This window comes from Acinetobacter silvestris (assembly GCF_002135235.1).
Taxonomy (GTDB): Bacteria; Pseudomonadota; Gammaproteobacteria; order Pseudomonadales; family Moraxellaceae; genus Acinetobacter; species Acinetobacter silvestris.
Window position 1 is genome coordinate 248,983 of record NZ_NEGB01000004.1, and the last position, 19,565, is coordinate 268,547.

At 37.6% G+C, this 19,565-nt stretch carries 15 protein-coding genes and 8 tRNA genes; 7 read left to right on the forward strand and 16 right to left on the reverse strand.

Annotation, left to right across the window (positions count from 1 at the left end; all coding sequences use genetic code 11):
• Positions 1-12 precede the first annotated feature (12 nt).
• From B9T28_RS08920 to B9T28_RS08940, 5 genes are all read right to left on the reverse strand, one after another.
• The gene (locus tag B9T28_RS08920) at positions 13-534 is read right to left on the reverse strand and encodes an acyl-CoA thioesterase (RefSeq protein WP_086203631.1); all 522 of its coding nucleotides are present in this window, start codon (positions 532-534) and stop codon (positions 13-15) included.
• A gap of 341 nt (positions 535-875) precedes the next feature.
• Positions 876-1,847, reverse strand: a complete 972-nt coding sequence (locus B9T28_RS08925) for a patatin-like phospholipase family protein (RefSeq protein ID WP_086203693.1) — start codon at positions 1,845-1,847, stop codon at positions 876-878.
• Between the two features lie 556 nt (positions 1,848-2,403).
• Entirely contained in the window at positions 2,404-3,642 is a 1,239-nt protein-coding gene (gltS, locus tag B9T28_RS08930) for a sodium/glutamate symporter (RefSeq protein ID WP_086203632.1), read from the reverse strand.
• A 602-nt stretch (positions 3,643-4,244) separates the two neighbouring features.
• Entirely contained in the window at positions 4,245-5,486 is a 1,242-nt protein-coding gene (locus tag B9T28_RS08935) for a DcaP family trimeric outer membrane transporter (RefSeq protein ID WP_086203633.1), read from the reverse strand.
• 799 nt (positions 5,487-6,285) lie between these two features.
• Positions 6,286-7,500, reverse strand: a complete 1,215-nt coding sequence (locus B9T28_RS08940) for a multidrug effflux MFS transporter (RefSeq protein ID WP_086203634.1) — start codon at positions 7,498-7,500, stop codon at positions 6,286-6,288.
• A 140-nt stretch (positions 7,501-7,640) separates the two neighbouring features.
• Between B9T28_RS08940 and yccS the strand changes: the two genes are divergently transcribed.
• The 4 genes from yccS (at position 7,641) to B9T28_RS08960 (ending at position 14,141) form a co-directional block, all read left to right on the forward strand.
• Entirely contained in the window at positions 7,641-9,815 is a 2,175-nt protein-coding gene (gene yccS, locus B9T28_RS08945; protein ID WP_086203635.1) for a YccS family putative transporter, read from the forward strand.
• Between the two features lie 94 nt (positions 9,816-9,909).
• Positions 9,910-10,470 carry a YcxB family protein gene (locus B9T28_RS08950; protein WP_086203694.1) on the forward strand — a complete coding sequence of 187 codons (561 nt, stop codon included), beginning with the start codon at positions 9,910-9,912 and terminating at the stop codon, positions 10,468-10,470.
• A gap of 153 nt (positions 10,471-10,623) precedes the next feature.
• Complete coding sequence (locus B9T28_RS08955) at positions 10,624-13,224, forward strand: PepSY domain-containing protein (protein ID WP_086203636.1); 2,601 nt, start codon at positions 10,624-10,626, stop codon at positions 13,222-13,224.
• 131 nt (positions 13,225-13,355) lie between these two features.
• Positions 13,356-14,141, forward strand: a complete 786-nt coding sequence (locus tag B9T28_RS08960) for a YdcF family protein (protein WP_086203637.1) — start codon at positions 13,356-13,358, stop codon at positions 14,139-14,141.
• Here B9T28_RS08960 and B9T28_RS08965 read toward each other — a convergent pair.
• The 10 genes from B9T28_RS08965 to B9T28_RS09010 all read right to left on the reverse strand — a co-directional run bounded on the left by B9T28_RS08965 (position 14,138) and on the right by B9T28_RS09010 (position 16,557).
• The gene (locus B9T28_RS08965; RefSeq protein ID WP_086203638.1) at positions 14,138-14,614 is read right to left on the reverse strand and encodes a DUF2750 domain-containing protein; all 477 of its coding nucleotides are present in this window, start codon (positions 14,612-14,614) and stop codon (positions 14,138-14,140) included. The genes B9T28_RS08960 and B9T28_RS08965 overlap by 4 nt on opposite strands.
• Positions 14,615-14,692: 78 nt before the next feature.
• Positions 14,693-14,768: transfer RNA gene (locus B9T28_RS08970), tRNA-Val, on the reverse strand.
• A gap of 145 nt (positions 14,769-14,913) precedes the next feature.
• A tRNA-Asp gene (locus B9T28_RS08975) sits at positions 14,914-14,990 on the reverse strand.
• A 42-nt stretch (positions 14,991-15,032) separates the two neighbouring features.
• A tRNA-Val gene (locus tag B9T28_RS08980) sits at positions 15,033-15,108 on the reverse strand.
• Positions 15,109-15,202: 94 nt separating this feature from the next.
• Positions 15,203-15,279, reverse strand: a tRNA-Asp gene (locus B9T28_RS08985).
• Positions 15,280-15,321: 42 nt separating this feature from the next.
• A tRNA-Val gene (locus B9T28_RS08990) sits at positions 15,322-15,397 on the reverse strand.
• Positions 15,398-15,417: 20 nt separating this feature from the next.
• A tRNA-Asp gene (locus B9T28_RS08995) sits at positions 15,418-15,494 on the reverse strand.
• A 46-nt stretch (positions 15,495-15,540) separates the two neighbouring features.
• A tRNA-Asp gene (locus B9T28_RS09000) sits at positions 15,541-15,617 on the reverse strand.
• 23 nt (positions 15,618-15,640) lie between these two features.
• Positions 15,641-15,716 (reverse strand) — tRNA-Val (locus tag B9T28_RS09005).
• Positions 15,717-16,164: 448 nt separating this feature from the next.
• Positions 16,165-16,557: a YbaN family protein gene (locus B9T28_RS09010; protein WP_086203639.1), complete on the reverse strand. Its 393-nt coding sequence runs from the start codon at positions 16,555-16,557 to the stop codon at positions 16,165-16,167.
• Between the two features lie 105 nt (positions 16,558-16,662).
• Here B9T28_RS09010 and B9T28_RS09015 point away from each other — a divergent pair, with 105 nt between their 5' ends.
• The 3 genes from B9T28_RS09015 (at position 16,663) to dapE (ending at position 19,044) form a co-directional block, all read left to right on the forward strand.
• Positions 16,663-17,505: a DUF1853 family protein gene (locus B9T28_RS09015; RefSeq protein WP_086203640.1), complete on the forward strand. Its 843-nt coding sequence runs from the start codon at positions 16,663-16,665 to the stop codon at positions 17,503-17,505.
• Positions 17,506-17,626: 121 nt separating this feature from the next.
• Positions 17,627-17,770 (forward strand): entericidin A/B family lipoprotein, encoded by a 144-nt coding sequence (locus B9T28_RS09020; RefSeq protein WP_171263485.1) that lies wholly within the window; start codon positions 17,627-17,629, stop codon positions 17,768-17,770.
• A gap of 137 nt (positions 17,771-17,907) precedes the next feature.
• Entirely contained in the window at positions 17,908-19,044 is a 1,137-nt protein-coding gene (dapE, locus tag B9T28_RS09025) for a succinyl-diaminopimelate desuccinylase (protein WP_086203642.1), read from the forward strand.
• 55 nt (positions 19,045-19,099) lie between these two features.
• Here dapE and B9T28_RS09030 read toward each other — a convergent pair whose 3' ends face one another.
• The gene (locus tag B9T28_RS09030) at positions 19,100-19,561 is read right to left on the reverse strand and encodes a hypothetical protein (RefSeq protein WP_086203643.1); all 462 of its coding nucleotides are present in this window, start codon (positions 19,559-19,561) and stop codon (positions 19,100-19,102) included.
• Between the last annotated feature and the right edge of the window lie 4 nt (positions 19,562-19,565).

Sequence of the window (19,565 nt, forward strand, 5' to 3'; positions counted from 1 at the left end):
TCAAGCCAATACTTAACCTTGAGCAGATTTTTTATAAATACTGCATGATGGATTATGATGATCCTGTAAACGCGCTACTTTACGCTGTTCAGCAGCTTCAAAACGACAACGTTTCCAATCATTATCCAAATTTAATGCTGGAATTTGTTTTGGTTTTCCAGTGTCATCGACCGCAACCATCGTAAAATAACAACTGTTGGTATGACGAACTGTCCGTTTTTGAATATTTTGAGCTTCAACACGAATACCAATTTCCATTGATGTACGCCCCACATGATTAACACTTGCAAGGAACGTCACCAATTCACCCACATGAATCGGCTCTTTAAAATTCACCTTATCCACAGAAAGTGTCACCACATAACTACCTGAATAACGACTTGCACATGCATATGCAACTTGATCCAGTAGCTTTAGAATAGTTCCCCCATGTACATTACCTGAAAAGTTCGCCATGTCTGGTGTCATTAAAACTGACATGCTTAATTCAGACTGGTCGTCTGTGGCTGGGATCACTTGATCTAATGGAGACATTGTTTTTAGACTCGGGTTAAGACAGGAGATATAACGCTATTATTATATATCTTTTCAGATAAAAAACATGCTTAATTCGGCAATTCCCCATTAATGCAAATGATGATTCATGCCACTATCATTTTTAAAATATATAATCATTTGAATATAACCTACTTATTTCCATGGATTTTCTATCTAGAACATAAGTTAAAATAGTATTCTCTAAACACATTTTATATCATTTCATCTTTTTGATACAACGCATCCAGTTAAATGCAGAATAATCATCATTTTTTCAATCAATGAATAGAACTAAGCAGCTAAAAACTACTCTTTTAAACCACTAAAACATCTCAAGTCTAGTTATAAGCATTGAGTGGACTTTCACTGATTGGATCTGATTGTTTCTTCTTATTTAAGACCGTATTAATATCTTGCAGGCGTTGCAAGGTTGCATCCACACCCGCCTGAATAGTCTCTTGACGGCCTTTAACATCAAAAATATGCGCTTTCTCACGTAAATCAGGCTGAATGACAATATCCGCATTTTTCAATTCTTCAGCCGCCAGCCTATTTTGCATAATATTAATGTTTTGGTTAAACAAGCCCCAAACATTACTGGTTTCGGTATAAACCGGTTGAGCCAATATATCGACTGCAATAATAATATCTGCCCCCAAATCTCGTGCAACATTCACTGGAACAGGACTCACTAGCCCACCATCGACGTACTCTTGCCCTGCAATTTTCGTTGGAACAAACATACTTGGAATTGAGACTGAAGCCCGAACCGCTTGTCCAGTATTGCCATAATTAAAAATGACTTTTTTTCCATGTTTTAATTCAGTTGCCACCACATACATTGGAATTTTCATTTTTTCCAATGAAGTCTGCCCCACTTGCTCATTGACATAATCTTCGACCTTTTTACCATCGAAGAACCCCTTAAATCCGATATTAATTTCTCGAACATCACCAACTTTCATTTGCATCGCAATGCTATGTAACTCTGCTGCTGACTTCCCACTGGCATAGATTGAACCGACAATACTGCCCGCGCTAGTTCCCACAATAAAATCAGGTTGAATACCATATTTTTCGAGGACTTCAATTACCCCAATATGAGCATAACCTCTGGCACCACCACTCCCGAGTACCAAGGCAATAACAGGTTTTTTAGCGGATTGTTGAAATTGATAAAAACTTTGATCTAATTTTGATTCAGCCTCATGCACCATTGCTAAATGAGTCATTTTTGTCTGTGTAACGTTATGCTGACAAGCAACCAAGGTAAAACTACCCAACAAAATTAATGTTTTTAAAAATTGCATCGATCTCACTAATTCAGCCAAAAAACTCAGCTGCATCTAAACATATATTTTTCTAGATTGCTGTTGTATTTATTTAAACTGCCATTTTTCGAGTATATTTTCTCAAATTTCATCACAATAAAAAGCATTACACTTTGGCAATTTTTTAATGCCATTTTTAGTCTCAACTTTGACTTAGACCTCATAGCGACCAAACTGGCATGGCTTTTAATTATCTATTGAGGGTAATTGTCGTTCGGCTTTACTTTACCTTCTACCCGATACATGATTCTGATTGCATACAATTTACAATATTGAAGTTTCGGTTTTAATCCGACTTTTTAACACACTAACCTTCTTACACTATAAGCTCTTATTATTCCTTTGATATTCTACTCATTTATATGATTTACTCACATTACAATACACATAAAACATTGGCTTAAAAGTCCTAAAATAATCTAGCTATGCTGACTCAATTTAATGATCATTTTCATTTAAAAACTGTATTCCCAATATAAAAAAGCCCCAATTCAATATTGAGGCTTTTTTTACAACTTAAACAACACTGTTTTAATTAAAAAAGTTTAAGAATAAACTGAATCACTGTCGCATTAATTAAATCAACAAAAAATGCACCACATAAAGGAACAATTAAAAACGCTTTATGTGAAGGACCATACATATTGGTAATCGCTTGCATGTTGGCAACAGCAGTCGGTGTTGCTCCCATACCAAAACCACAATGACCTGCTGCTAATACTGCAGCATCATAGTTTTTACCCATCACTCGGAATGTTACAAATGCTGCATACAATGCCATCGTTAAGGTTTGAGCGCCCAAAATCACCACAAGTGGACCTGCTAAGTCCGTCAATTGCCACAATTGTAATGACAATAGTGCCATAGCTAAATAGAGCGATAATGAAGCATTACCAAATACATCAATGGCACGATCAAAAATACTGACTTTAAATACACTTTCCAATACATTACGTAGAATAACCCCACCAGCTAATGTCCAGACAAAGGTCGGTAATTCAAACCAAGTTCCCTTACTGAAACCCGTCATAAATTCTGCAAATGCTAAACACGCAGCAAACATACCCAAAGTGGTAATGGCATTATCTGCGGTAATTAAACGAACTTGATGCGGATATTCAAAAGGAACAAATTCAGCTGAATCATTTTCAGCATGTAACTGCGAATCACGTGATTCCGCTTGAGCAAGCGTATGAGATTGTGCCAGTTGATAACGATTAATCAAAAGTTTCGCTAATGGCCCACCAATGATGCCACCGATAATCAAACCAAACGTTGCACTTGCCATACCCAGTGCTAAAGCACCGTGAATACCGTGTTGCTTCTCTAAGATTTCCCCCCAAGCACCTGCGGTACCATGACCACCAGTCAAGGTGATTGAACCTGCGATTAAGCCAATTAAAGGGTCAATACCCAATAATGTTGCCAGACTAATACCGACAAAGTTCTGTACCACAATAAATGAAGCAACACAGACTAAGAATATAACAAGGCCTACACCGCCTTCTTTAAGCTTAGCAAAGTTCGCACTTAAACCAATTGAAGCAAAAAATATCAACATAAAACTGGTTTGTAATGCACTACTTGTGGAAATACTATATCCCCAGAAGTTATGAACAATTAAAGATAAAATTGCAGCAACCAAACCACCTGCTACAGGTTCAGGAATATTGTATCGTCTTAGAAAATCAATATGATTCACTAAAAAACGACCAAGCAGTAAAACAATAACCGCAGCTATAAGCGTATAGAATGCATTAAAAGTAAATTCCATCATTTATATCCATCAAATATTTGGTGTAATACGTTTTTGTTCTACAGTCTTATTTGTCGATACAAATAAAAAATTTCAATAATAAGGCTTAGCTAAAATCAAATGAAAACTGTACAACAAAAAGGAATGAAAAAATTAAAAATACTCTGCTAAGAGTATTGAAATGAATTTATTGAGGACAAGTGCTTATAAATGATCCATTTGAATATTCTCGAAAAGAAAATTTCAAAATGAGAGATATTTGCATCTTCCGTCTCAGATAAAAGGATCATTTCATCTTTTAACCAGAAGGATTACTTAATCATGAGGGATGATCTCACCATAAGCTCCTAATTTAGGTAACCTTTACTGACATACCATTGTAAAGTATGTCCGAATAATTTGTGTTCTACTCCGACAAACCACCGAAGGAAACAATGGCTAAACTAAAAAGAGGAGATATTATGCAGATTTTATAAAAAATATCTCCATTTTTTTACAAAATAGGACATAAGTACGCTTTATTTATATATTTTTATATTTTTATTTAATTTTTAAATCCAATAACCCATAAAAAACTGAGGACTATGCCTCAGTTTTTAAATATTTTTTCTAATCTTTAATTAGAAATCATATTTTGCCATTACACCTAAACGGCTATCACGACCACCGATATCACCATTACCTAACTCACGCTCACCATAAACATATTCAGCACCAAAAGTGACTGGTTTAGTTGGGTTATACATCACGTTTAACCAACCTTGTTGTAAGGTATCATTTTGAGTTTTAGGCGCATCATCATAGAAAATTGCACCATAACCTAAAGTACTGCGTAACTTAGGCGTAATTTTATAAGTTGCACCGACAGTAACCGCATTAAATTCATTTAACTCAATGTTATCCTTAGCAGCATTCGTGGTATATGCATTATCTGTATAAAGAAGATAAGTACTATCGCCTTTAACATGAGAGTAATCGGCATTTAATACCAATTGTTCAGACAATTTATAATTTGTACCTAGACCAACGCCCCAACCAAATTTGGTATCATCATCTGCTTCACGCGCACGTACTTCTTGAATTAAAGCACGGGCTGTCACTAAACCAGAACTATCCGCAAATTTATGACTGATTTTACCTGTTGCTACAGGTAAGCGATTGTCAGCACGGCCTTTTTCTAATCCAACTAAATATTGAGTGCTTGCATTAATTTTATCGCTATAACGAACCATTGGCGTACGGAAAGTACCAATACCTAATGGTGCATTAAAATCAAGCATTTCTGGTTGAGTTTCTGTCGATAAGAATGAAGAAGTGGTTTGACCAACTAACCAATTGTTATAATTTAAGTAAGCATGACGAATTCGTACTGTATCGCCTGTACCACGGAAATCAAGCTCAATTTTACCACCAACATTAGCATCAGTGACTGGTGCAGTAAAATCTAAACCTATGCGCGTAGTTGCTGCTGTACTGTAAAAACGGTCTTCATTCGACTCTTTATTATCGACAGCATTAATACGGTTAAAAATACCATCGCCACCTTTAAACTGATACTCAGCATCTGCACGGACAAAACCATACAGGTTTACACTTGCTCCAGCCTTAGACACTAAAGATGGCTTAATCGCTGCGACATTCACTTGTACAGGTTGTAACTTTACTTCTTCAATTAATATTTGTTGTTTCTGTTGAACATTTTGCTGTTGTTGAATTAATAATTTTAAAGTTTGTACTTCTTCGCGAAGTTTTTGAATTTCTTCTTTATCTGTTGCCGCATTCGCCGAAGTCATCATCACTGCAGTTACAGCGACAGCTAAACCTTGTTGAATAAAAGACTTCCGGCTTAGAAATAGACTCATTTAACACTCCTAAAATTTTATAATATAGCATCCGTGCATGTTTGATTCCCCATGGCTTAAAACACTTTAAAGAATCAATCACTTTGTTTTATGAGCAAATTAATCACTCCAAAAAACACACTTTTTATGCTTGTAAGAACCGACAATGAAAGCTTCAAACTTAATAAGTAACATAATGTGTACAAGTACACAGCTGTAATCTAGCAACTTCTCAACTTTATTGAAATCAGTTTTACCGACAATGGTTTAATAATCAATCATACTTTTAGATTAACTTTTCTAAAAACCCTATATATCCATGGGTTGAAATATATTAACTCTTTCGGAGATAAGCTGACCTACGACTATTGTATATAGTGCAAATCACTCAAATAAAAATTCATATTCATATTTTTTATATATTTAATCCGATTTAACTGAACTGACGAAGCAATTACTTAGGAAAGTGCGATTCTCACATCGCCGCCTTAAACGCCTCAAAAAGTAGCAAAGCTATTTGAATATTTCGCTACGGAGCATTATCGAATGCTCAGATAATAGAAAATCAAAGTCGTTATACTCCAAGTCCAAATGAACAAAAATAAAATCATGGACGCATCTATTATTGTTTTGGCTCTTTAATACACCCACGCCTCACTCTGTTACCCAAGCATCAACATATTCGATCTTCGTATGAACATAGATGTTTTATAGCAATAAAAATATTATTCATGCTTGAGTTTTAGCACCAACTCATACCATTTAAAATAAAGATAGAGATGAACTAATCATGCCGCAGCATGCAAATCAAAGAGATTTGTTATGCGATTTTCTGCGTTTTAAGTTGCTGTGCTAATTTAACAATCACGAATAAACCTGTTGATGTAAACAGCAACATTAAAATTCCCATATTTAATAATGCGCTCCACACTAAAATATTCAAAACCACACCACCCAGTAAGCCACACGCAAATTGCCCACTCCCCATTAAAGCACTAGCTGTTCCTGCACGCGCACCCTGTTGAGACATGGCCAGTGCCATTGCATTAGGCCCTGTAAAACCAATCCCAGATACTGTGCAAAATAAACCACACATCAACATAACGAATGGAGCTTCATTCAACAAACCAGCAAGCACAATAATTAATGCCCCAAAAACTTGAATACAGCCTCCAAGCTTCAACCGCTGAATGATCGTCAACTTATGTGCTAAGCGTTTATTCATTGCAGATAAAAGAATAATGCCCGAGGCATTAAAACCAAAGGCATAGGCAAATTGTTGCTGGCTTAAATGATATTGATCCATTAAAATAGCAGATGCTGAACTGATATAACAGAATAAAGCTGCACCAGTAAAACAACCCGCCATCATCGGTAATCTGAAACTTTTATCTTTGAGAATTGCAGAATATAAAATAAAGACCTGTTTAAAAGTCAGTTTTAATCGTCTTTCTGGGGTCAGTGTTTCTTTAAAGAAAAAATGGACACATAACAAACAAATCACACCAATCAAAAAAAGTGTAACAAATACAGCATACCAATCAAAAAAATAGAGAATCCAAGCGCCGATGGTTGGTGCTAGAATAGGTGCAATCCCCATAACAATCATCATACTAGCAAAAGCTTGTGCTGAATGATGTATATCCAGTCGATCACGAATTGCAGCTCGAGCCATCACCACGCCAACACAGCCACCCAAGGCTTGTAAAATACGTGCGGCGATTAACGACCAAACATCAGATGCGAGTAAGCACAATAAACTGGCCACAGCAAATAAAGCCATGCCAAAGTAAAGTGGCTTTTTCCGCCCAATTCGATCACTAATCGGTCCATAAATGAGCTGTCCAACAGCCAGCCCCAAAAAATAAGCAGGCAATGTATTCGCAACCATGGGGGTACTTACCTCAAAGTCTTGTGCCATTTGTGGCAAAGCGGGTAAATACATATCAATAGACAGTGGCCCAAGTGACGTAAACAGTGCCAACAACATGATCCAACCCGTAGAATACTGCTGCTCTACTCTTTTTTCTGACATAGTATTTAATTTACAACATAACGAATGCAGACAAGTTTACATGCTCCATAGTATTATTTCTGCAATCTAAAGGTGAAATTTCACATTAACGACACGAACATTTGATATTTTCCATCCCACCAGTTGATAAGGATTCAACCTTGAACGCTTGGCTGATTCGGCTTCGTAAAGCAACCTATAACACAACCTTTATGTATAACTTACGCATGATTATTGCGTTTTCAGGCACAGCTTTTGTTCCTTATTTTTTAGGATATCAGCTGATGACGATTCCTTTAACATTAGGTGTGGTTGCTGCAGGTTTAAGTGATATCGATGATCGTTTTTCCGTACGAATCATGAATCTGATTTACACCTATATCGGATTTTTTGTGACTGCAGCTTCAGTTCAGCTCCTGTTCCCTTATCCGATCTTGTTTGCGATTGGCTTAATTATCTCATGTATTGGTTTGATCTTATTAGGATCTTTAGGTCGACGCTATGCCACCATTTCTTATGGCTGTTTAGTGGTTTCTGTCTATTCCATGTTAGGCGTACATCTGTTTGAACAATGGTATGCCCAACCAATGTTATTGGTCACAGGCGCAATTTGGTATGGACTCATTTCAACCATTAGTTTTTTACTTTTTCCCGTGCGCCAAGTACAAGATAAACTCTCGCAATGCTATTCGGCACTGGGGGACTTTCTATTTTCCAAATCGAATTTATTTGATGTCGATATGACCTCAACGAGCTATCAGCAAAGTATGATTAGCTTATCGATGGAAAATGCAAAATTAGTCGGTCTTTTTAATGAAATGCGTACAGCCTTGCTCACTCGCTTAAAAGGTGACCGTGGACAAAGTGATACTCGTCGCAGCTTACAATATTACTTTGTCGCGCAAGACATACATGAACGAGCCGATTCAGCGCATATTGATTATCAAAAATTAGCCAAAATGTACGAGCACAGTGACATCCTGTTTCGTTTTCAGCGCATTTTAGCGCTACAAGGTAAAGCATGTAAGGATTTAGGTGAAAGTATTCTGCATCGCACGACTTATCTACATAATGGTCGTTTTGAATATGCCTTTAGTAATCTAAGAAAATCCTTAGAAAAACTGCGAGATGATTCCAATTATGATCAAATTTGGGTCAATGCCCTATTCGCTTTACATCAAAACTTAAAATCGATTGATGCTCAATTACGTAATGTTGAAACTCTACGTAATATCAACCGAGACAAAGCCAAACATATTGAAAACCAACTTAAAGATGATGACTTAAAAGGTTGGGATGATATTGTGGCGCGCATTAAGCAGAATCTAACCCCAGAATCCGTTCTTTTTAGACATGCTATTCGCGTATCAATCGTTTTATTCATTGGTTATGTTTTTGTTCAAGTGACCAAAATTGAATATGGTTATTGGGTTCTATTAACCGCATTATTTGTCAGCCAACCCAATTTTAACGCCACCAAACGTCGTCTACGTTTACGAATCGTCGGCACTTTGGGGGGGATTATTTTAGGTTATGCCATTCTTTATTTTATTCCGTCGATTGAAGGGCAATTGGTCATGTTAGTGATTAGTGCCGTACTCTTTTTTGAATTAAGAAGTAAGCAATATGCACAAGCAACTGCCTTTATCACCATCATGGCTTTGATCAACTTTAATCTCGATGGTTTAGGTTTTGAAGCGGCTCTACCACGCATGATGGATACGATTATTGGCTGTGCACTGGCATGGTTTGGGGTAAGTTTTATCTTCCCAGACTGGAAATTCAGACACTTACCGCGCACGATTCAGCGCTCATTGGAAGCGCAATGCAAATATTTAGCAGATATTGTGAGCCAATATCATCATGGACGTAATCATAGTTTAAATTATCGGATCGTCCGTAGAGCAGCCCACAATACTGATGCTGATGTGGCTTCACTCATTTCCACCTTGGCGACTGAACCCGATTTTGATCCAACTCAAAAAAGCTTAGCATTTGAATTTTTATGTTTAAATCATACCTTTTTAAGCTATATTGCCGCATTAGGTGCACATCGTGAACAGATTCACGATCAGGAAGTTTTGGCCCTACTTGATCAAGCCACAGATGATATTCAAGGTGCATTATTAAGAGATGAAATGCCTGATCTCACCGTGCATAATATGTTGCAAACCATTCGAGTTCGTTTAAATCAATCCGATCAAAATTCATCTAAATCATTGATTGTTCTGCAACAACTTTCACTTATGTTTAGTATTCTGAAACAATTCAGTACCTTAAAACAAAGTTTAAGTCATGACCGAGATAACCAATCTACAGAATTAGCTTCACTCTAATATTCACCCTGTAAATTGGTACAATATACTCACTGATAGAACAGATTTAATGCTAAACTCTGTTCAGTTCTACATTTCACTTACTACTGACACTATGACTGCCAAGAATATTTACGCTTATACCTTACAACCTGTTCCGTACGAAGTGACAGAAGCTGAACAACGTAATGCACAACTTGTGCTTTCACGTAGTAATTATAAAATTGGTACCAAAGCTTGGGCGATTATGGGCGTAATTGTCGCGCTTTCGCTACTTGGTCTCATCTTTATTAAAAACTATTCAACCGTTATTTTTTGGGTTGCCTTAGCCGCTGTACTTATTTATTTTCTCGTGCGTAAATTTGGTATCGAATGGTATGTAAAACGCAAAATGAATGAAGTCCCTGTTCAAGAAATTAAAGGAATTCGTTTAGGCATTCAGCCGCATGGTATTTCTATGCTCCAGCAAATGGGCATGCAGCAAGGTACGATGGTTGTCGGTTGGAAAGATATTTATGAATGGTACAACACCCCTGATTTTTTGTTAGTTAACTTCAAAGTCAAAGGTCAACAAGGTGCCTATATCCTACCAAAACGGATGGATAGCAAAAACTTTTCTTTTGAAACACTGCGCAGACATTTAAAAGAAAGCGTGGGTGAAGCAAAAACTTTATAATTCAAATAATTTAAAAAACCTCCAATATTGGAGGTTTTTTAAACCCTAAATAAAAATGATAATAAGAATAAATATCATCTACAAAATCATTTTATCTACGCCATATTCAGTTATAATTTCGGCCATCTAAAAAATTTAACTCCACTTACCGCCATGCTCAAGAAAATATTTTTCCAAATACATTGGTTTCTAGGGATAACAGCAGGACTCATACTCTCGATTATGGGAGTTACGGGTGCAATTTATTCTTATGAACAGCCCATCCAAGAATGGATGAATCCTGCAAGCTATACGGTAAAAGTTGAAAATAGACCTCAACTCAGCCCTGCTGAAATTTATCAACATTTCCAAACTACTCAACCAGAAATGAAGATTAATAGCATCACCGTCGCTAAAGCCCCAGAAGAACCTGCCAGTATAAATATCGTCAAAGAAGGTTCGCGTAAAGGTTATAGCATGATGCTAAATCCTTATACTGCCGAAATTTTACCTGAAGTGAAAGGCAAAGAGTTTTTTCAATTTGTGCAAAAATTACACCGCAACTTAACTGTAGGTGAAATTGGAGCGCAAATTACGGGAGCATGCACATTAATCCTGATTTTCTTTGTACTCAGTGGTTTATATTTACGCTGGCCTAAAAAGCATTCTTTTAAACAATGGTTTGTGATTAAGCCCAAATTAAAAGGTCGTAATTTTTTATGGGACTTACATGCCGTTGTTGGCACATGGGTGATTATTTTCTATCTATTGTTAGCCTGCACAGGACTGTATTGGTCATATGATTGGTGGCGCAATGGTATGTTTAAAGTTTTGGGTGTAGAACCACCACAACCTGAAATGCAAGCAAAGCCGCGAGTTGGAAAAGAAAATCAATCTAAACAAAGTAATAACGGTGCCAAACCTAATCACGAATCGAAAGATGAAAATTCGAAACAGGGTTTAAAGCCTGAGCAAATCAATCTCGCTTTAACTCAAGCTTGGACAGGTTTTAATGCGCAAGTCGGACGTGATTATTCTTCTCTGACACTGTCTATTCCTAAAAAAGCTGATGGAAAAATGGATGTCTCTTTTGTCGATGCCATTCCACAACACGAACGTGCACGAAACAAAGCCACCTATAATTATCAAACCTCTCAGATTGAGAAATTAGAGTTATATGAAGATAAAAAGCTCAATGAAAAAATCATGAGCAGCATGCTTCCCGTGCACCGTGGCAGTTTCTTTGGCCCTATCTTCCAATTTCTAGTTATGCTCGCTGCACTGGCTATGCCATTGTTCTTTGTTACGGGTTGGATGCTATATCTGAAACGCCGTAAACAGAAGAAATTGACTTTAGCTGCACGACATACATCTTCAAGCCTCCAAGCTGATCCTAATGCAACTCCTTGGCTCATTGCTTATGCATCTCAGACTGGCGTTTCTGAACAACTCGCTTGGCGAACTGCCACGAGCTTACAAGAAGCACATCAACCTGTAACCGTTAAAGCTATTCAACTCTTGAGTGCTGAAGATTTAATACAAGCCAAACAAGTTCTTTTTGTTGCAAGTACTTATGGCACTGGTGAAGCACCAGATTTAGCATCAAGCTTTGAGAAAAAATTTCTAAATCGCCAACTGAATTTATCTCATTTAAATTTTGCAGTTCTAGCACTCGGTTCGCGTGAATATCCAGAGAGCTATTGTAGTTTTGGACATCGTATTGCGGATTGGTTAACTCAGAATGGTGCACAAGCCTTATTTAGTACCATTGAGGTTGATAATGGCAATAATGCAGATATTCAACAGTGGAACCATGCTTTAGCAAAAGTAACAAAACTCGAATTACAAACCATGTCGATTGAAAAAACTTTTGATCAATGGCAGTTACTCAAACGAGAGTTACTCAATCCAAATAGTTTAGGTGCACCCGCATTTAATATTGAATTACAAGCCAAACATGAAGTCAGTTGGCAGGCGGGTGATATTGCTGAAATTCAACCAGGAAATAGTTCTGAGCGAATTCAAGCTTTTTTAGCTAAGCATAAAATTCAAGCCAATACTCCTGTCGACTCACTACAACAATCCATTCAACAGACATTATGGGATCGTGATTTAACGGTTGAGGTTGAACCCTTTGCTAATATGGATCATTTACTGGAGCAACTTCCTGTTCTTGCTTCACGTGAATACTCAATTGCCAGTATCCCAACACAACAAATCTTACGTTTAGTTGTACGTCAACATAGTGATGAAGATAGCAACCTTGGACTTGGCTCTGGCTGGTTAACACAACATCTCCAATTACGTGACAAGGTTTTATTACGTATTCGCACCAATGAGTCATTCCATCTGATTACAGACAACCGCCCGATCATTTGTATCGGTAATGGTACAGGTATCGCAGGATTAATGAGCTTACTACATGCCCGCACTCGTTTAGACTACACCAAAAACTGGCTAATATTTGGTGAACGCCAACAAGCACATGACTATTTTTACAAAGATGTCATTCAAGCTTGGCAAAATACCAACATGATTAAACGTTTAGACTTAGCCTTCTCACGTGATCAAGCTGAAAAAAACTATGTGCATCATAAATTACGCCAACAGGCTGACGAACTTAAAACATGGATTGAACAAGATGTAGTGATTTATGTCTGCGGTAGTATCCAAGGAATGGCCACGGATGTTGAGCTCGCACTCATTGAAATATTGGGTGAGGAAAAAGTTGATGAACTACGTCAAAGTGGCCGTTATCGCCGAGATGTTTATTAACTGGAAGTATGAGTAAAATAAAAAAACCGAGCAGTAGGGCTCGGTTTTTTTATTTATATGTGAGACAACTATTCAGATAAATCAGACAAAACTTGATTATGCTAAAGAAAATTAGATCAACCTAGAAACTCATGACTAAATATTCAATACTGCGCGCCCTTCTCTGTATTTTAGGATTAATACTTTTCCTCGATGGCTTATTACTAATTTTACAAAAAAAGATTCATTTAGGTACCCTACTGCCCTTCACCATCGGTTTATTTTTTTTAATCTATAGCGTATTTTTTAACAAAATAAACGCCTTTATTGCGCAACATCCAAAATTAAAAAAAATATGGAAAATCGGTTGGATGCTATTTATTACATGGCTACTGAGCTTAGCAGTATTTTTTATTTATTTGACACAATATAACCAATCCATAAATCCCAATTCAAAAGTAGCCGTTATTATTGTCTTAGGCAGTGGCATTATACAAGGTAAAGCTTCCCCGACTTTAGCCGCCCGTCTAGACTCAGCAGCTCAAATTGCATTACAGCAGCCACAAGCAATAATCATCGTCAGTGGTGGTTTAGATTATGCTGAAACAAAAACTGAAGCAGATATCATGGCACAGTACTTAACTGAAAATTATCACATCCCAACCACACGGATTCTCAAAGAAGACCAAAGTACCAGCACAGCACTCAATCTTGAAAACAGTGCAAAAATTTTAGTACAGCACCAAATCAACAAAAATGCCCCGATTGCAATCGTCACCAGTGACTTCCACACACTTCGAGCTGCTGCTATTGCCAGAAAACAAGGCTATCACGACTTTATCACTGTCAATGCCCCAACACCATTAGCCACACGCTATAACGCTTGGCTGAGAGAGTATTTCGCCTATATCAGTGGTGCCATACTTGGTGAATATTAATCTAGCCATTTATTATTCAAGCGAATCTTTCTAGGTAAAGGCAATCTATTATTTTCAAATAATGAAGGTTGCTTCAAATACAGCTGATACAAATACGTTTTTAAATCTAAAATAAATTTCTCCCCTGAAACCAAAATATTTTGCCCTTCAGGGGTTAAATTAATCGATAAATGTGTTTTATGTTTACGAATATATGGCAATATTTCTTCAATAAAAGCCTCAAGTGCAACATCTTGAACCTGATAATGTTCCCATTGATCTTTAATCAATAATTGTGCAAGGCCTTTACTTTGCCAAATTGCTAAAGTTTGCTGACCTGATGGGGTTGAACACAAGGCCCAGCCTTCATCATATAATGCATAAAGCTTTGTTTGAGAAACAATGGTTTGAATAAACTGAATATATTGATCTTTTGCAGAAGTAGTGCCATTTTGGGCATTCGACGCAGTCTTGCGTTGATATGGATTTCTCATGTAATTGAATATACTTAAAAACAGGAATGATCGTATCTTATATGAAAATTATAAAAATGAAATATGAGGAATAGAATATGGTGGGCGCTGACGGGATCGAACCGCCGACATTCTGCTTGTAAGGCAGACGCTCTACCAACTGAGCTAAGCGCCCTGAATGATGAGTAACAAAGCTTGGCTTTGTTTAAGTATAAGAAAAAAAATATCTTTCTACAACTTAACTCTCAAAACAGATCTTTCAAATGTAAGAAAATTGCTTTCTTTACACATCCACTCTCAAGACTAAACATCTAGAGAAATGGCGCAGCGGACGGGACTCGAACCCGCGACCCTCGGCGTGACAGGCCGATATTCTAACCAACTGAACTACCGCTGCGTTACGGCTTTTGTATTGCTACAAAAAAGTTCAAACAAACTATGGTGGGCGCTGACGGGATCGAACCGCCGACATTCTGCTTGTAAGGCAGACGCTCTACCAACTGAGCTAAGCGCCCTGAGTAAAAAATTCTATTGAATTTTTCATACACAAATAATGAAATACATTATCTATGCTATTCCCATCACCTTAACCTCAGGAGTTAAGAGAAATGGCGCAGCGGACGGGACTCGAACCCGCGACCCTCGGCGTGACAGGCCGATATTCTAACCAACTGAACTACCGCTGCGTTACGGCTTTTGTATTGCTACAAAAAAGTTCAAACAAACTATGGTGGGCGCTGACGGGATCGAACCGCCGACATTCTGCTTGTAAGGCAGACGCTCTACCAACTGAGCTAAGCGCCCTCAAAAGCATTCTTGGAAAATGGCGCAGCGGACGGGACTCGAACCCGCGACCCTCGGCGTGACAGGCCGATATTCTAACCAACTGAACTACCGCTGCATTTTCACAATGTTGCTATTGTGGCACAAACGAATTAAGAATTAAGTGGCGCAGCGGACGGGACTCGAACCCGCGACCCTCGGCGTGACAGGCCGATATTCTAACCAACTGAACTACCGCTGCACTAAATTCCTAACGTAAAGACTTGGTGGGCGCTGACGGGATCGAACCGCCGACATTCTGCTTGTAAGGCAGACGCTCTACCAACTGAGCTAAGCGCCCTTACGACTTTATCGTTTGTGTGGTGCATTATAGAGAATCTTCGCAGGCTGTCAAACGCTTTTGTTCATGAATCCTGGTTTTTCAGTTTGAGTGATTAAAAAATAGATCATTTTGCTTAAAAATGGTGTTTTTTGTTTATTATTTATCTATTTAAGTTGTTTTTATTTTTATCACATTTCCCCTAAATCGAATTAAATTGAGAAAAACATAATATTCACACTGATTTTATATCTTGAATTCAATTAAGTGCGCGCTAATTTTACTATAAATAGGCTTAAGCACCTTAATGTGTACAAAAGCTGAGTACTTATATATTTTCACTCTCCCCTTCACCATTCTATAAAATGTGCAGGAATTAATTTTATTGAGTTTTAATTCAATCTACTTTTTTCTAAAACAGCCTAATATTTTCTGAATTGACTTAACACAAAAATATCTATTTTAAGACTTATATTTTAAAGTCATCTTGAGAGGATATTACAGTTTTGGGTTCAGGACGTAACCACAGCCAGATTGCAACACTCAGCATCGTCAAGTCTGTAAAAGTCTTCACCCAAAACGGTGCATTGGTGAATAACATGATAATCCCACTAATCAGCATCATTAGACTGGCAATCCATTTGGCTTTTCTAGGCACAGTGCCATTTTCTCGCCATGCTCTTAATGTTGCTCCATATTGAGGATGTTGCATCAGCCAAGCATCCATTTCAGGCCAACCTTTTGATGCAGCCCACGCCGCCAAGATTAAAAATACTGTCGTCGGCATACCTGGTAATAAAGCACCAATAAAACCTAGGATAATAAAAAGGATCACTAGGCTACGCCAAAACATTATTTTCATACAGCAACTCAATCAGATGAATTCGGTTAGTATATATGTTTTTCAATCACAATCTGTCCGCGAAATTATATTTCACTGCTGTTGATTATACTTGAGCTCCTTACTATGCCATCTTATTTTGAACCGTGGTTTGCGTATCAACACCCTATCGTTCGGCAACTGGCTTTTGCAATTGCCAGTCCGAATATTATTCGGTCGATACCCAATGAGCTCGATCTCAAATATAACTTCCAACTCCATACAGATGATTTTTGGCAAGCGCATTTTGCACGTTATCAAAATAGACTGCTTGAATTAGATCAAAACCCACAGGTGCTACTCGATTTTTTAGCTCGGTTAAAAAGTACACGCCTTGGTTTACGTTTTGAACATTTAATCTGGTTTTGGCTGTCTGATGAAAAATATCATCACTACACCCTATTAGGACATAGCATTCAAATCATTGCTGGAAAAAATACACTGGGTGAGCTTGATTTTTTATTATTCAATAAACAAACTCAAAAAATTGAGCATTGGGAAGTTGCACTCAAATTTTATCTTGCCGAGGCTGACTTAAGTTTAAAACATTGGTATGGCTTAAACCGGAGTGATACTTTATATCGTAAATTACACCATTTTAGCCATAAACAATTTCAATTTGAATCTGCACATAATTATCATATAGATCATCGTTTTACTATTTTAAAAGGTCAACTGTACTTGCCTTTTCACCAACACAGTACCCAGCCAATGCAACCAAATTGGGTAAACACATCAAGAAGTCTGGGCACTTGGGGACATCAGATCAGAGCCGACTTCTATCGTTTACAACGCCAAGAATGGATTTGTCCAGATCTATACCAAAGTTCAGCTCCACCACGGTGGTGGACTAACGGTTTATATTTCCAAGCAAAAAATCAGCGACATTATATGTACCGTCAACCCCCGCTTATTTATTTAACTGTTTAAAAATTGTATTTAACCAATCAAATTCGTACATTTATTCACCGTAAACCATTCAAACTATAATATTCATGTTGTAACTTAGCCACTAATCTAACTAGACATCAGAATAATTCTAATGGAGATGATGATGAAAAAAATACTAGCAACTTGTTTAATTATGACTTTTGTTTTAACGGGTTGTAATACATTTAAGGGCGTGGGTAAAGACGTTTCAAAAGCGGGTCATGCTGTTACAAATTCTGCTGAAAAAGTTGAGAATAAAATGTAATTCTTCAACACTTTTCTTAAAGCCTTATCATTTGATAAGGCTTTTTATCATCTGATTCATAAAATCCGTATTTAGATTTTGTTTCAGTTATATCTTGAACTATTATATTCAACAATTTGATCAATCGATGCTTGTACATGAACCACTCGGAAACGTTAGAACTTAGTTTACAACTCCTTCGTCAGCCATCTGTTACTCCAATCGATCATACTTGCCAACCTATTATGGCGGATCGTTTAGCAGCAGCAGGTTTCAATATTGAAAATATGCGTTTTGAAGATGTTGATAATTTATGGGCAAGACGTGGCACTGAGTCACCAGTATTCTGCTTCGCAGGTCATACCGATGTTGTTCCAACAGGTCATTTAGATGCGTGGTCATCCGATCCGTTTTTACCTGAAATTCGTGATGGCAAACTCTATGGTCGTGGTAGTGCTGATATGAAAACCGCACTTGCTGCGATGGTGGTCGCTTCTGAACGTTTTGTCAAAAAGCATCCAAACCATAAAGGTTCAATTGCATTTTTAATTACCTCTGATGAAGAAGGCCCATCCATTAATGGCACAGTAAAAGTCGTTGAAACACTCGAAGCACGTAATGAAAAAATGACATGGTGTTTAGTTGGCGAACCATCAAGTACCAACACCTTAGGTGATATCATTAAAAATGGTCGTCGTGGCTCACTGAATGCTGTTTTAACAGTAAAAGGCAAACAAGGTCATGTTGCTTATCCTCACCTTGCGATCAATCCAATTCATACTGCATCTAAAGCCTTAGCAGAACTGTGTGATACGGTTTGGGATCATGGGAATGAATATTTTCCAGCGACTTCATTTCAAATTTCGAATATTCAAGCTGGTACTGGAGCAACCAATGTCGTACCAGGGACGATGACAGTGACATTCAATTTCCGCTATTCAACTGAATTAACGGCTGATCAATTAAAAGCACGTGTTCTAGAAATATTAGATCGTCATCAAGTTGAATATGACATTGCATGGACGCTTTCTGGCTTACCCTTCCTCACTCCCGTAGGTGAACTGGTCAATGCAGCCAAACAAGCCATTAAAAATGTGACAGGGACTGAAACTCAATTATCCACCAGTGGTGGTACATCAGATGGTCGTTTTATTGCACCGACTGGCGCACAAGTTTTAGAGTTAGGTGTGCTGAATGCAACTATTCATCAAATCAATGAACATGTGAATATTGCTGAGTTAGATCCATTGGCTGAAATTTACGAACAAATTTTAGAGCAACTTCTAAGTGAATAATTTTACACTTTAATAAAAAAAAGGACGTTTTAAAACGTCCTTTTTTATGTCAACTTTAGGCGCTTAAACCAACACTCAGCTGAATTTGGGATAAATTCGGTACATGATAAAGTGCTTTACCAATTCGAACATATTGAAGAATCGTCTGATCTAAAGCTTCGCGTTCATCATCAACCACTTCAGAAATACGGAGACGAATAGACTCAGGCATTTCATTGCACATCAATGCAAATCTCTGTTCCTTTTCATCCCCCTCAATCACCAAAGCAACGCCTAAAGCTCGATTCGCATCACTCACCCTAAATACAGGTAAGGTATATTCATGCCAATCTATCGTATTCACTTGAGTTGCGCTGTCCAATGCAGATAACACTACATTTTGAGGCAATAACATCGGCTCTTTTCCAGAACAAGCAATAATATAAGCATCGATAAAACCAGTCGAAACGGTAATTAAATGCTGTAATTCTTGTGCATTCACACGATCAAGCGCGTTACTCATCTTTTGTTGAGTCATAACC